The sequence below is a fragment of the Burkholderia sp. Bp8986 genome, from assembly GCF_003854225.1.
Classification (GTDB): domain Bacteria; phylum Pseudomonadota; class Gammaproteobacteria; order Burkholderiales; family Burkholderiaceae; genus Burkholderia.
The window spans coordinates 1-12666 of sequence record NZ_QTQM01000046.1; the positions used below are offsets into that span (position 1 = coordinate 1).

13 protein-coding genes and 1 tRNA gene are annotated in these 12666 nt (G+C 60.0%); 9 read left to right on the forward strand and 5 right to left on the reverse strand.

Annotated features, from left to right (window positions below; translation table 11 throughout):
- The first annotated feature begins 378 nt into the window (after nucleotides 1-378).
- From DID99_RS29820 to DID99_RS29850, 6 genes are all read left to right on the forward strand, one after another.
- Nucleotides 379-888, forward strand: a complete 510-nt coding sequence (locus tag DID99_RS29820) for a histidine ammonia-lyase (RefSeq protein ID WP_185733840.1) — start codon at nucleotides 379-381, stop codon at nucleotides 886-888.
- Nucleotides 888-1853, forward strand: coding sequence for an AAA family ATPase (locus tag DID99_RS29825; RefSeq protein ID WP_124668117.1), 966 nt, complete (start codon nucleotides 888-890; stop codon nucleotides 1851-1853). Before DID99_RS29820 ends, DID99_RS29825 begins: the two co-directional genes overlap by 1 nt.
- A gap of 43 nt (nucleotides 1854-1896) precedes the next feature.
- Nucleotides 1897-2313 carry a DUF5681 domain-containing protein gene (locus tag DID99_RS29830; protein ID WP_185733841.1) on the forward strand — a complete coding sequence of 139 codons (417 nt, stop codon included), beginning with the start codon at nucleotides 1897-1899 and terminating at the stop codon, nucleotides 2311-2313.
- Nucleotides 2291-2581, forward strand: a complete 291-nt coding sequence (locus DID99_RS29835; protein ID WP_124668118.1) for a hypothetical protein — start codon at nucleotides 2291-2293, stop codon at nucleotides 2579-2581. Before DID99_RS29830 ends, DID99_RS29835 begins: the two co-directional genes overlap by 23 nt.
- Nucleotides 2582-2802: 221 nt before the next feature.
- Nucleotides 2803-3291 carry a hypothetical protein gene (locus DID99_RS29840; protein ID WP_124668119.1) on the forward strand — a complete coding sequence of 163 codons (489 nt, stop codon included), beginning with the start codon at nucleotides 2803-2805 and terminating at the stop codon, nucleotides 3289-3291.
- 660 nt (nucleotides 3292-3951) lie between these two features.
- Nucleotides 3952-4539, forward strand: coding sequence for a recombinase family protein (locus DID99_RS29850; RefSeq protein WP_124668121.1), 588 nt, complete (start codon nucleotides 3952-3954; stop codon nucleotides 4537-4539).
- A 242-nt stretch (nucleotides 4540-4781) separates the two neighbouring features.
- Here the strand turns inward: DID99_RS29850 and DID99_RS29855 are convergent, their stop codons facing one another.
- A complete protein-coding gene (locus tag DID99_RS29855; RefSeq protein WP_124668122.1) occupies nucleotides 4782-6116 on the reverse strand; it encodes a phospholipase D family protein in 1335 nt (444 codons plus the stop codon).
- Nucleotides 6117-7074: 958 nt separating this feature from the next.
- On the opposite strand from DID99_RS29855, the gene DID99_RS29860 reads away from it, so the two are divergent.
- Both DID99_RS29860 and DID99_RS29870 read left to right on the forward strand, forming a co-directional pair.
- Complete coding sequence (locus tag DID99_RS29860) at nucleotides 7075-7989, forward strand: integrase domain-containing protein (protein ID WP_124668123.1); 915 nt, start codon at nucleotides 7075-7077, stop codon at nucleotides 7987-7989.
- Nucleotides 7990-8314: 325 nt separating this feature from the next.
- Nucleotides 8315-8854 (forward strand): hypothetical protein, encoded by a 540-nt coding sequence (locus DID99_RS29870; protein WP_124668125.1) that lies wholly within the window; start codon nucleotides 8315-8317, stop codon nucleotides 8852-8854.
- Nucleotides 8855-8888: 34 nt separating this feature from the next.
- Here the strand turns inward: DID99_RS29870 and DID99_RS29875 are convergent, their stop codons facing one another.
- Nucleotides 8889-9389 (reverse strand): hypothetical protein, encoded by a 501-nt coding sequence (locus DID99_RS29875; RefSeq protein WP_124668126.1) that lies wholly within the window; start codon nucleotides 9387-9389, stop codon nucleotides 8889-8891.
- 319 nt (nucleotides 9390-9708) lie between these two features.
- On the opposite strand from DID99_RS29875, the gene DID99_RS29880 reads away from it, so the two are divergent.
- A complete protein-coding gene (locus DID99_RS29880; RefSeq protein ID WP_124668127.1) occupies nucleotides 9709-10266 on the forward strand; it encodes a hypothetical protein in 558 nt (185 codons plus the stop codon).
- Nucleotides 10267-10670: 404 nt separating this feature from the next.
- Here the strand turns inward: DID99_RS29880 and DID99_RS29885 are convergent, their stop codons facing one another.
- From DID99_RS29885 to DID99_RS29895, 3 genes are all read right to left on the reverse strand, one after another.
- Nucleotides 10671-11900: a phage integrase central domain-containing protein gene (locus tag DID99_RS29885; RefSeq protein WP_124668128.1), complete on the reverse strand. Its 1230-nt coding sequence runs from the start codon at nucleotides 11898-11900 to the stop codon at nucleotides 10671-10673.
- Nucleotides 11901-12067: 167 nt separating this feature from the next.
- Nucleotides 12068-12142 (reverse strand) — tRNA-Arg (locus tag DID99_RS29890).
- 147 nt (nucleotides 12143-12289) lie between these two features.
- The gene (locus DID99_RS29895) at nucleotides 12290-12472 is read right to left on the reverse strand and encodes a rubredoxin (protein WP_006478164.1); all 183 of its coding nucleotides are present in this window, start codon (nucleotides 12470-12472) and stop codon (nucleotides 12290-12292) included.
- Nucleotides 12473-12666: the final 194 nt, after the last annotated feature.

A 12666-nucleotide genomic window follows, 5' to 3' on the forward strand; every position in this document is an offset into this window, starting at 1 on the left:
GCGCTGATCCGCTTCCTTACCGCACCTTAAGCGCTCCACCGATTTACTCTGGAGGACGTCGTTAACGGATCGCATACCTTCAAACAAACAAAAACAACGCGCTCCGCGCTTTGATGCGCAGGCGCATCTCGAGTCTTTCGGAGTTCCGCCTGAGATCGCGAAGGACTGGCTTGCAGTTCGCAAAACCAAGCGTCTGGCGCCGACTGTGACGGCTTTCGATGATGCAAAAGCCGAGGCAGACAAAGCGGGGATCTCGATGGCGGACGCAGTGCGCACCTGCGTCATTCGTGGATGGGGAGGCTTCAACGCATCGTGGTTGGGCGAGCCGTCCGGACGCGTTAATGGCCACCAGGCCGAAGGGATCTTCGGGTGATGGCCATGAACCTACGTTTTCCGCGGAACTCAGCCGAACTGATCGCCATGCGCAAGAGCGGCAACGTGCCTGAACTACCGGTGTTGGTCGCGCTTGCCGGTCCGTTGTCGTGGGCGAATGTGACGCTCAGCGCGACGCCAAGCGAGCGTTACGACTGGCGACCGGTTACAGCACTGGACGTCGAGGTGTTCGCGTCCACACACGTGTCTTGGGGTGACCTGCTGAGCACGCTGTCGGATATCGCCGCTGCAGTACCTGACACGCTGGTGCTGACCTTCCGCGAAGGTCCGCGTGTGCATTGCGGCGAGGCGCATGTTGTCCCGGGACAGGATTTCGCGCTGTTTGACTGGTTCCCGATGGCGATCGCACCGATCTGTTGGCCCGCGTCGCACGTACTTGCTCGACGCCTGTTCGACGTATTGGGCGACACGATTCCGAATCCGTACGACGACGCCTGCGACCTCGCAATGCAGGTGGTCGCCGAAGCTCACGAGAATGCCACGGAGGTGGCCTGATGGCCCGAACGATTCCCGATTCGATCGACTGGAACGCCTATCTCAACGATACAGACGACGGCCGCGCGGACGTGCGCCGCGCGAGCGAGTTTATCGAGGACCTGGTCGAGCACCTGCACAGCCCGAAGGAAGGCGCGCCCGGGACCGAGTCGCCCTGGGCCACCGTTGGCGATTCGCTCCGCTTCCGCGAGGGCGAGGTGACGCTGTGGGGCGGCGTGAACGGCCACGGCAAGTCCGCCGTCCTCGGCGAGGTGATGCTTCATGCCATGTCGGCCGGCGACCGGGTATGCATCGCGTCGATGGAAATGCGCCCGATCGCGACGATGGAGCGCCTCGCGCGCCAGGCAGCGGCCACCGATAAGCCGGCGCCTGAATTCATCCGCGGCTTCGGTCGCTGGACGGACGAGCGACTATGGCTGTATGCCCATGTCGGCACGGTTGAGCGCACGCGCATGCTCGCGGTCGCGCGGTACTGCCGCAAGGAGCTCGGCGTGCACCACGTCGTGATCGACAGCCTGCTCAAGTGCGGTATCGCACCGGATGACTATGCCGGTCAGAAAACCTTCGTCGACGCGCTGTGTGCACTGGCGCGAGACACCGGTGTGCACATCCATCTCGTGCACCACGCACGCAAGGGCGAAAAGGAAGCCGTCGTGCCGGATAAGTTCGATATGAAGGGCGCCGGCGAGATCACAGACCTGGTCGACAACGTGCTGATCGTGCATCGGAACAAGACCAAAGAGGCGACGCTGCGCAAGGAGACGCTTTCCGATGAGAAGCGCCAGGAGGCTGAGCAGCAAGCCGACACAGCACTGATCTGCGCGAAGCAGCGGCACCACACGTGGGAAGGTACCGTGCGCCTCTGGTTCGATGCGGCCAGCCTGCAGTTTCGTGACGTACGTATTGGCGGCGCGCGGTATCTGGATCTGCATTCCGGTACGTGGGTGCAGGGCTGGCAGCGGTGATTGGGGTCGCTGAGACTGAATTTAGCAGGAGGAAATCAGGGCAATGACCCAGTTCAGGAAAGGGCAGAGCGGCAATCCGGCCGGGAAACCAAAAGGTACGCGTGATAAGCGCACTGCGCTGCGCGAGTTGCTCCAGCCGCACGCCGCCGACTTGGTGGCGAAAGCGGTCGAGCTTGCCAAGGCTGGCGATACGACCGCGTTGCGTATCTGCATCGACCGATGCATCCCGGCTATCAAAGCAAAGGATCAGCCAATCAGCCTCTCGGGCCTGAGCGGCTCGCCGGCCGAGATGGGAAAGACGGTTTTACAGGCAATGGCGACGGGTGACATCACGCCCGACGAAGCAGCCGCGGTGATGCAGGTCGTTACCGCGCAGATGAGGATTGTCGAGGTCGATGATCTTGTGAAACGCATCGAGGCTTTGGAGGGCAACGGCGATGGCGAGCAACAACAATCTTAAGGCGCGCATCGCGTGCCTGGAACAACGACGGGACACGAGTGATCCGCCGATCATCATTCGCCGAATCATCGCTTCGGAAGACGAAAGCTATTTCGACGGCGTTACGGTGAATGGAGCCTATACGCCGTGTGCGCCTGGTCAGGCTGCATATGAATTGGAGCAACAGGTGATCGCGGAAATCAAGCGTCAACGCGTAGCGGGCAGGTTTCTCGTTCGCAAGGTGAGGGCAGGCGCCGTAACAAACGCGGGGCAACAAGCTGAATCGTGATCATTGGAGAGCAATGCTATGGCAAACATCAACCTCAGAATGCGTGTTGAGCGCCTCGAACAACGGCAGCCTAGGTCGTACGCCGTGGACACCATTGTGATTACTGACCTGGAGGATAAGGAGAACACTCCCCACCTCATTTGGAGGCTTGGGCGCAGTGGTTTTGAGGAAGTCCCAGAAGGGACGACCTGGGAAGATCTTCAACGGTAAGGAGCTTGGAAATGGCAATCTTTGGTTTTGGAAACGACCCAACAGCCGGCCCGGGCGTCGGCGGGCTAAATGGATTTTTCAACGGCCCCGCTGCGTATGGCGACACAGGTCTGACGGGAACCGTTGCAGCGAACGGTTCAGGGCTGAACGCGGGGATGAGCGGCAATCTCGGCGGTGCATTCGGGTTTGCGCCTACGGGGCTGTTCAGTGGCTTGCTGCCGGGTGGTGGGATGAGCGCAACACAGAGCGGTGCGCTCGGTGGCGGGCTCTCGGGAGCGGTAAATGGTGCTGCTCCGATTGGCGGCGCAACGATGGGCGGTTTCAATCCTGCGCCTTGGATGCTGGGTGCAACTGGTCTCGCTGGTCTTGGCCTACTGGCCGCGGGTCATAATCGGCAACAAGCAGGGCCAGCGCCCGCGCCGGTCGCTCCATTCGGATTCGGGCGCCCTGCCGTTCAAGCTCCGCCGATGCAGTCGACAGCAGCGTACATGCATTTCTGAGCGTTGGTGATATCCAACGTAGCGACCAGTAGCGCACCGCGCCGCCTGTTCTGGGCACACAGGCGGCGTGTGATCAGTTACATCCCCATCCCGTACAGTATCGGCTGAACGAGTTGCCATTGGAGTCGGTGCCGTACATCGCACGGTTACCGTTACCCATATTTGTGATCGTCTCGTTCCACGAACTGCCGTTCGCGGCCGTCCCATTAACGTAGGTCGAATTGCCGATCGTGCGAGCTGTCTCGCTCCAGTTGCTCCCGGTGGATGCGTTGTAGCCATTTACCGTGGTCGCATTTCCCATACGATTAACGGAGTAGGAGTTTCCGTTGCTATCGGTGCATGTTTGAAAGGCGTCGCTTCCGAAGCAAGCGGCGAACGTGGAGTGCGATAAGACGGCCAAGACGAGAGCGGCAGCTTTCATGATGAGATCCCCGAGGTGCGTGGACTTCTGCGAGTCGTTTGACAAGAGGATAGAACTCGACCATCTCCGCTACAAGGGACACTTGCTGGATTGCCTAGCGTCGGCCAAATGCGCCCAACCATGTCCAAAAACGAACGGTAACGGACACGCATCGGCAACATGTCCAAAAACTAGCTTGTAAACATTTCGGACGTGCCCTATGATTCGTACATGGATTTCGTACATGTGCGGAGCTAAAAATGTCACGTGTGTTCGCATACTGCCGTGTGTCTACCGTCGAGCAGTCGACCGAGAATCAGCGGAGGGAGATCGCAGCCGCAGGTTTTGCGATTGAAGATCGCCGTGTCATCGAAGAGGCCATCAGTGGTTCGGTGGCGGCCAAGGAGCGACCGGGCTTCGGCAAGTTGATTGATCGGCTTGAGCCGGGTGACGTGCTGGTCGTAACGAAGCTCGATCGCTTGGGGCGGAACGCAATGGACGTCCGGGCGACAGTCGAGCAACTGGCACAAGGCGGCGTTCGCGTGCATTGTCTAGCTCTCGGCGGCGTGGATCTGACAAGCGCCGCTGGCCGTATGACCATGCAAGTTATTTCGGCGGTAGCCGAGTTCGAGCGTGATTTGCTTATCGAGCGCACGAAGTCCGGGCTGCAGAGGGCGAAAGCAGAAGGTAAAGAATTTGGGCGGCCGTCTGCTCTCTCTGTGGACGAGCGTCGCGACGTGTTAGAGCGGCTGGCGGTCGGTGAAAGCGTCGCTGCCATAGCTCGAGCATTTTCAACTAGTCGCCAAACGATCATGCGTGTACGGAGCGCAGCCGCATCGGCGACGTGAGCCGACGTTTCAGAATCGTTGAGCTATCGAACCTGCGATAACGACAGGACGAACTGACCAGCAACTTCCTCGGCGATTGCCAGCGCCAAGTCGTAGCGCCTATACCCTTCGTCCGGTTCGCAAGTTCTGCGCTGCGCCTCAAGTGAGTTTTCCGGCAACCCCGTCGGAACAGCCGTGATCCGAAAGCCGAAGATCTCCGGCCGGCCGTTCGTGCCGGCGGTGCAAGTCGGCCCTCGGTTGTGTCACGGCAATGGCCACGGGTGTGACGGGTCGACACGCGACAAGTTGAAGTGCGCGCAGTCAAGATCGTCCTTGCTGAACAGCGGCGCGAACTGGGGCTCTAGCATGATGCTTTCAAACGACAGGTCTAGGGCATCGTGTGCTGCGAGATTTTTTAGGCCACTCTTGATGTCGCCTTGCGTGACGAGCCGCTTGGCCAGCGTGACGGGCGGATAAGTCGCCATCATGCCTTCGATCGTCGACTTCACGTACTTCTTTTGAATCGAAATGTCCATGGCCTCGCGGATGCGGGCGCCGAATTCCTTGGCCAGTGCGTCGAGCGAGAAGGTGGTCGCGTTGGGCCCATCGACTTCTGTGGAGTTACTGGCGTCGACTGCATGCCGTGCGGCATCGCCCAGCGCTCGCAGAAACGCGGGGAGGCGCGGCAGTGTGCGATCGACCGACCAGGTTTCGTTGTCGTCGAGGAATTCAGGGAAGTCGCCCGAGTTCAGCACGGCATACAGCGCATGCACCGCAGTGTCGGTCAGCTCGAATGGTGGCGGGAGCTCGGCACGACCGGTTCGCTCGACTGCGACCTTCGTATAGGGCGCCTCGTGCGCGCCTCCCTCGATCACCTCGTCGATATGCAGCCAGTACGGGCGATGGCGTTTGTCTGGGTGCCCGTCCGTGCGCGATGTCCAGCAGAGAATCCAGCGGTCCGGTAGCACCGTGTCGGATTCAAGGAACGACACCGTGCTGTTGACCGTTCCGTGCGAGACGATCTGATCGGTATAGGTGATTTCGCCGGACACCCAGCACACATAGATTTCATCGCTGGATATTGGTCGGTAGGCACCTAGGGTCGACGCTTTCGCATCGTTGCGAATGACACCCTGCTTGATCGCGCGATCCCACTGCGCACGTAGCTCGGCTAGGCGTGCGAGTTTGGCCTCGGTGGTCGGATAGGCCATGCCAGCCTGTTGCCGATAGTCGTCCAGTCGCGCGCGCAATTCGGCCAACGCCAGCGCATCGTCGACAATGAACCCCGCTTCTTGCAATCCTTCAGCACTGAGGCCGTTGGCCGTCAGGTTGAAGCTGCCGACCGCTGCGCCGCGCTCGCCGAGGTAAATCTTGGCGTGCAGGTTGTCGAGGAAATGGACTTGCTCCCAGCCAACCACCTCGGCGATCTCGACGATCGCCGCAGGGTTCGTACCGACTGTCGGCGACAGCACGATGTCCTTGAGGTTCTCGGGAGCGATATAGGTTTTCCAGTCGATGCCGACATAGGCGACTGCGATATGACTTGGCGAAATCTCGCGCAGCCCGCGCTGAATGTCGCTGCCGTGAATGAACTTCATGATGAGTAACCCCGTATGGCTCGAATTGTTGTAGTGGCCTAGATGGACCTGTCGTCGATCGTTACGATGACGGGCTGCCGGCGCGCCATGGCTAATGCAACCGACGCGATACGTTACTACCGCTTGTGTCGAAACTACAACGTGCTGTCTTGTCGTCGACGGTGGCGTCACTTTGCGAATCGGTGGGTAAAGCGACGCCCATCCGAAAACGTTGCGTGCGTCACTCTGTAGACGTGACAGCCATTCTCGAGCGCGAGACGGGGACCATCGAAAAACTGTTGCCAGGCGGGACAACCGCCGCTAATCTTGCTTCACACCCCGCCTGGGTAAGGCATCGACCGAAGTGCGCCGAAACTGATCGGCAATTGTTTTGAAAGCCCGCTCTGCGGGCACGGTGACTTGATCACCGAATGAACTGAGTAGGGCCCACGCCCAAAATCCGTCCATCGTTTCCTGATGGGCTCGTGACTGCTTCGCCGATAGGTGAAGCCCTCCATCGCCTTTTGCTTCCTGCGAAAGGCGCGATGTGCAATCCCCGTATGCCGCTCCTGCGGCAATCAATCCGTGACGTGCGCTCCCCAGCGCTAACGCCGTGCCTTGCTGCGCCCGTCTCAATCGTCCTCGTGACGATCGGCGGCGCGCTCGGCCTCGGCGTCTGCAATCTCGTACCGACTCGCTCGGTACGCATCAATTCGCGCGGTCGGGGCATTGGCGCCCCCGATCGGTCGCACAGCCAAAACACGGATCAAACGGGGGAAGCGTCTTCCCGCCACGCGTCGAACCTCATCGGGTTCATGCGTGCCGGGCTGCGTCAGCTGGCTGGCGTAGAACGCTCCCAATCTCACCAGGCCGAGGCTCGTGCCCCCGTTTGTTGTCTCCCAGCTGCGTTTTCGCGGCTCCGTCCAGCGGACAGGGAGGCAACTGGGGTCGAGCCTCACGTCATGGATGCGGGGTACGCATGTCGCACAAATCTCTCACGGCCGACCTGTGCCGTGCTGCGCGCGGGGCGCGGGGCAAACAGGCAAACTCGACCTCGAAAGGTCGGGAGAAGTCGCTCGCGCGTTTCGCGCGATTCCTGTGGGATATGGGCTTTCAGGTTCACACAACCGGTCAGCTCAAAGAGAAGCATCTGATCGCCTGGTCGAACGACATGACGGGCCGAGGGCGCTCGAAGCGGACGGCCATCAACAACATGACGCACATCCGAACGGCACTCGAAGGGATCGGGCGCCGGCCGTTTGCCGACAAGATGAGCAATGCGGCGCTCGGTCTGTCGGGAGCGAGCCGGGCCGGCACGAAGCGGCCGATGATGCGCGACGAGCTGGAACCGTATCGTGCTGCTGTTGCTGCAATCGACCCAGGCATAGCGGTTGTGCTCGAGCTGCAGCTCGAATTCGGATTGCGTGCCCGCGAGGCTGTCGAAAGCATCAAATCGCTGGCTGACTGGCGGCGCGCGCTGTCGAGCTCGATCGGAGATGGCTTCGTGACCATCATCCACGGGACGAAGGGAGGCAAGACGCGTCGGAGCCCACCGTCGGATCGGCGGCGCGCTGCTGAGCTGGTGGAGCGGGCGATCGGATTGTCGAACGAGTACGGCGGGAAGCTGGTTCGCAAGCCGGATCTGAAACGAGCCATGGAGCGTTACCACTACGTCGTGCGTAAGGTCGGTATGACCGACGAGCGTGCACCGCATAGCCTTCGATACGCATACGCGACCGAGCACCTTGAGCGGCAGAAGGCTGCCGGCGTATCGCGTCGAGAGGCGGCCGCAGGCGTATCGACATGGCTCGGCCACGGGGACGGACGCGGGACGTGGGTGGAGCGGGTCTACGGGCGCGAGGTGCTTGCTGAGGTGGAGGTGCGCCATGCATAAGCACGCCGGCACATTGCCGCTCGTCGGCCACTCGCGGTGGAAGCAGATCGAGCCGTTCGTTGGGGTATCACGCGAGACGTGGCGAAAGCTGTGCCGTGCTGGAAAGGCGCCCCGGCCGATTCAACTCTCGCAGCGCTGCACGGTCTGGCGAAATGACCAGATACATCGCTACTTGGCCGATCCGCTTGGATATCGTGTGCCAGAATCTGGAGCCGGAGCGTGAGTCGAGTCGAACGACTTGCGAGCATATGTGCCGCGGTGATCGGATATGTCCGTGGCACCAATTTTTCCACATGAATGTAATGGATAGCGATCGGGGTTCGTGATGTCTGAGGGCGAGAATGGGAATTGCGATATCAGGGCCAAGCATGCAGCGTTTTCAGTGCTGCGCGAGCGCATTGTCGAGCATGTATTTGTCGGCGAAGCGATGCGCCGCCTCTGGCAGCTTGGCATCGTGGACATTGAGGTGTTGCGCGCAGAATTCGACACGAGCGGCTATGACCTCGTCATGAGCCGCGCCAGCGCTCTACGTCATATCCAGTTCAAGGTTTCGCTTGTCGGCGGTGCGCGGGCGAGCGTCAATGTCAATCTGCGGCTCGGCAATACCCCGAGCGGTTGTGTCCTTTGGATCGTGGTCGACGACGATCTCAAAATCCTTGAGTACCGCTGGTTTGGAGCGGCGCCGGGTAAGCCGCTACCGGATATCTCTGACCGGGGTGTCGTGCGTCACACGCGCGCCAATGCCCAAGGCGAGAAAGGGGTCCGCGAGGGACAGCGCTCGTTGTCGAAGGCGGAGTTCGAGACGCTCCACGGGCTCGATGCTGTACTCGAGCGACTGTTCGGAGTTGGGCGGGCGGAATTCTGACCGTGTCGCCGTTATCGACGATCCCGTGACGTTGTCAGATGGCTCTGTGGGCAAAGGCCTCGATCGCCTGCAGGGCCGCCGGCCAGTTTGAGAGACCGGCATCGACCAGCTTCAGTGTGAGATGCTTGATGGCTTCGCCTGACAGCGACTTGAGCTGATCGAGGAGTCGAGACTTTTCGGACCAAGGTAGATCAGATTCAGAGATCCGTTGCCCGATCAATTCCTTCAGCGTGTCCTCGTGGAGCTTGACGGTCACGACGCCCAAGATCGCGGATAAGCCGCCGTCATCGGCGAGGAAGTCCATCCCGCGAGCCGTGATACTCGGGAGCCCCCAAGCCTTTGTCTCTCCGGGGCCAAATGGATGGGCGGGGCAGTCGACCAGCCCATGTTGGTTCAGGTAGGCGATGTTTGCGATGTATCGGCGGGTCGCCTCGGCCCCTTCAGGCTGCAGGAGCGCCCGGTTATCAACGTAATTGGGATAGACGTGAGCAAGTTCTTCCAATAGCTCTCGCTGGTATGTGCGGTCAAGGTTCATTCACCCTCCAATTATTCTTCGCTGGGATGTGTGGCTTCGTCTGTAGATTCTGACACTTTTACTTTCCGGATCGTAGCCTGGACTCGCTCCACAACGGGCACCCATCATGAGATGGGTGCTCGACGGAGATCAGGGGTTGGTATGACGGACCTACAGAGAGGGCAAGCGCAATGTGCCGCTTGACACTGGCAAATGTATCTAGACGGGCAACTACTGGTTGTTTTTTTGATCGGAGACAATATAACGAATCCTATAGATAGGATGCTCGTTACAATCGCCTCGCTGCCTCAACGGGACCACTAACGGGGAAGGGGTATATATGACTGGTTCGGCAGCAGCCGATGAGAGCCAAGGTATAAACCCGAAAATTTGGCGTGTCGTGGTCTATGGCGGCATGGGGTTGTTGCTTGTTGTCCTTACAGCTTGTTTCGGATTAACGGGCTGCAGTGAGATGCAAGAAATTCGTCGGTGGATGGAACTGATGAACGGCGCAACATGGCCCGATCAACCGGCGGCATTGTGCGATTCGAAGCCTTGGCTGTTTAGTCTTTTTCTTGCACTGCGGACAATGTTGAATTTGGGGGCAGTATTTGCCGCCGTCGTTGTGGTGCTCGAGTTGTTCATCTTCCGGAGGAAGAAGATCATGAATGTTCGCCAATTACTTAAAAGTCGGGAGTTGGCAGCTCTCCAGGCTGTTGAGTTAGCGCTCAGTTCTTCGCCGCCCGAGACTCGGGAAGCCGCGCTCGCCGCAGTCAAGAATGCAGGGAAAGATTGGGATAACGATTACCTCCCGACCATACTTGGCACAGATGAGGCAGAGGATGTCTTGGGGCACGTGATTCGTCATCGTGGCCGTGGCCATTCTGCGAGCGTCTGAGCATGAACGCTGCGCTTCCTCTCCAACCAGGTACCGTAGCCCACAAGCACTTGCAGCAGACCCTTGATGACGTGAAGGCGATGGTGAGTTGTCACAATAGAAGGGTTGATGCGATACATGCCCGTGCAGAATCACTAGCGAGAAGATACGGTGTTCCTCCAGCAGCCGATGTCACGCAAGTTACTGCGTTCATCGCAAGTAACTTGAATGAGTTGGATTGCAACTGTCCTGGCATTTGCGCAACGCCTCGTTCATATAGCTACTAGCCGCGTGTAGCCTGTTGCGCATATGAAGGGGCGGGAGGCGAAGGCGCACCAGCATTTCCTATACGCGAAGGTGCGAAACAGCGCCACGGGCAACACGGTTTTGTAGATTGCTCGTCAGGCTCCATGCCGACCAAGTCCCTATCGCCCGACGTTGATCGGGATCACTGCAGCGCCAGCCTCAAGTGCATCGAGGTGATCCGCCCAGTGTTGCATCATCTTCCGACGCTCGGGCACGAACTCGGCGTGCACGTACGCAGCGGTGACCTGATTGCGCTCTGCATGGGCAAGTTGTCGGTTGACCACGTCCCGGCTGTACCCAAGCTCTCGCAGCACGGTAGCGGCCAGCCCGCGGAATCCGTGGCCTGTCATCCGCGACTTGTAGCCCATGCGGTAGAGCGCATAGAGCATCGTGTTGTTCGAGATGTGGCTTCTGCCCTGGACGCTGTAGAACACATACCGGTGCGCACCGTTCAACTCGCGCAACGCGGCCAATGTGTCGAGCGCCTGCCGGGAGAGCGGCACGATGTGCGGGTCACGCATCTTCATTCGCGCCGGTGGAATCCGCCATTCGGCGGCGCGCTCGTCAAACTCGTTCCACTCGGCATTGATCATCTCGGTTGTCCGAGTGAACGTCAGAGCCATGAAGCGGAGCGCCAGCCGCGTGACGAGATCGCCTTGGTACGCGGCGATGTCTCTCATGAGCTGCGGGATTTCGACCGGCTTGACTCGTGCCATGTGTTGGACGCCGGCCCCTTTCTTGAGAACTGTCTCGGCGTCGATATCTGCAGCGGGATTGCGAGGGCATCTCCCGGTCATGATTCCGTACTGGAATACGGCCCTTGAGCGCTGGAGGATGCGCTTTGCTGTCTCTCGCACGCCGCGGGATTCGACAGCCCTCAGTATCTCGAGCATGTCGGGCGCCTCGATGTCTCGGATCGGACGATGGCCGATTCGGGGAAACACGTCGACTTCGAGCGAGTTGATCACCTTGCCCGCATACACTTCGGTCCAGGCATCCTTCTGGGCCGCAAACCACTCGCGCGCGACAGCCTCAAACGTCGACGCTGCCTCGATCGCCCGGGTGCGTTTGACTTCCCGTTTCTGCTCGGTCGGATCGGTGCCGGCGGCCAGTTGCTTCCGCGCATTGAGACAGGCCTGCCGAGCTTCGGCAAGCGTTACCTCTGGATAGACGCCGAAGGCGGCGCGCTTCTCTTTGCCGTCGAATCGATACTTCATCCGCCAGTAGCGTGATCCGTTCGGCATGACCTCCAGATACAAGCCCTTGCCGTCAGCCAGGCGATAGGGCTTGTCGGCCGGCTTGGCCTTGCGGATCTGCATCTCGGTCAGTGGAGTGGCGCGCTTCGGCATGGCGTGGGGGCATCGAGTTTGGGGGCATGGAGGCATGTCCCAAAAGATGCCCCCAAGTTAGGTTGCTTGTACTGGGCAACCTTGGGCAATGATGGCAGCAAAAGTCCAGGCGACACAAGGCCGTGCGCGACTTTTTGGGCAAACTTGGGAAGTGTAGGGAACTTAGATGGTCCCCCCGACAGGAATCGAACCTGTATCTAGCGCTTAGGAGGCGCTTGTTCTATCCATTGAACTACGGGGAGAGCCATGTCCGCGATATCGCGTGCGGAAGACGCGACCGGGACGGCGATGTGGACAGCGCGCAGAGTATAGCAAACGCGCGGCGCATCGGCGGACGGAATGCGTGCCGATACGCGCCGCGCGCCCCGGTCGTGTCCGAAAAAGCCGAATCAGAAATCGACGACGACGAAATCTTCCTTGCCCACGTCGCACAGCGGGCAGCGCCAGTCGGCGGGAATGTCGGCGAAACGGGTGCCGGCGGGGATGCCCTCGTCGGGCAGGCCTTCCGCTTCGTTGTAGACCCACCCGCAAATCAGGCAGACCCAGCTCTGGTATTCGGTTACTTCGCTCATGTGGCGCTCGGGATGATGAAAGTCGGTGACGCCGTCCGCGGCGTGGCCGGCGGACGAAAGGCGCAATGGTACCGGAATTTCGCCGAACGCCTCCGCAACGTCGTTTTAAACGTACGCATCGCGAACAACGACCGTCATCGCGCGGGCCGGGCACGCAGTGTATGCTTCGTGAGCCTTTCAATCTGAAGGAGAAA

Coding starts and splice junctions, on each gene's coding strand:
- DID99_RS29880 (WP_124668127.1), top strand. CDS start 9,709: ATGACTGGTTCGGCAGCAGCCGATGAGAGCCAAGGTATAAACCCGAAA.
- DID99_RS29825 (WP_124668117.1), top strand. CDS start 888: ATGGCCCGAACGATTCCCGATTCGATCGACTGGAACGCCTATCTCAAC.
- DID99_RS29885 (WP_124668128.1), bottom strand. CDS start 11,900: ATGCCGAAGCGCGCCACTCCACTGACCGAGATGCAGATCCGCAAGGCC.
- DID99_RS29840 (WP_124668119.1), top strand. CDS start 2,803: ATGGCAATCTTTGGTTTTGGAAACGACCCAACAGCCGGCCCGGGCGTC.
- DID99_RS29820 (WP_185733840.1), top strand. CDS start 379: ATGAACCTACGTTTTCCGCGGAACTCAGCCGAACTGATCGCCATGCGC.
- DID99_RS29855 (WP_124668122.1), bottom strand. CDS start 6,116: ATGAAGTTCATTCACGGCAGCGACATTCAGCGCGGGCTGCGCGAGATT.
- DID99_RS29835 (WP_124668118.1), top strand. CDS start 2,291: ATGGCGAGCAACAACAATCTTAAGGCGCGCATCGCGTGCCTGGAACAA.
- DID99_RS29860 (WP_124668123.1), top strand. CDS start 7,075: ATGTCGCACAAATCTCTCACGGCCGACCTGTGCCGTGCTGCGCGCGGG.
- DID99_RS29830 (WP_185733841.1), top strand. CDS start 1,897: ATGACCCAGTTCAGGAAAGGGCAGAGCGGCAATCCGGCCGGGAAACCA.
- DID99_RS29870 (WP_124668125.1), top strand. CDS start 8,315: ATGTCTGAGGGCGAGAATGGGAATTGCGATATCAGGGCCAAGCATGCA.
- DID99_RS29895 (WP_006478164.1), bottom strand. CDS start 12,472: ATGAGCGAAGTAACCGAATACCAGAGCTGGGTCTGCCTGATTTGCGGG.
- DID99_RS29875 (WP_124668126.1), bottom strand. CDS start 9,389: ATGAACCTTGACCGCACATACCAGCGAGAGCTATTGGAAGAACTTGCT.
- DID99_RS29850 (WP_124668121.1), top strand. CDS start 3,952: ATGTCACGTGTGTTCGCATACTGCCGTGTGTCTACCGTCGAGCAGTCG.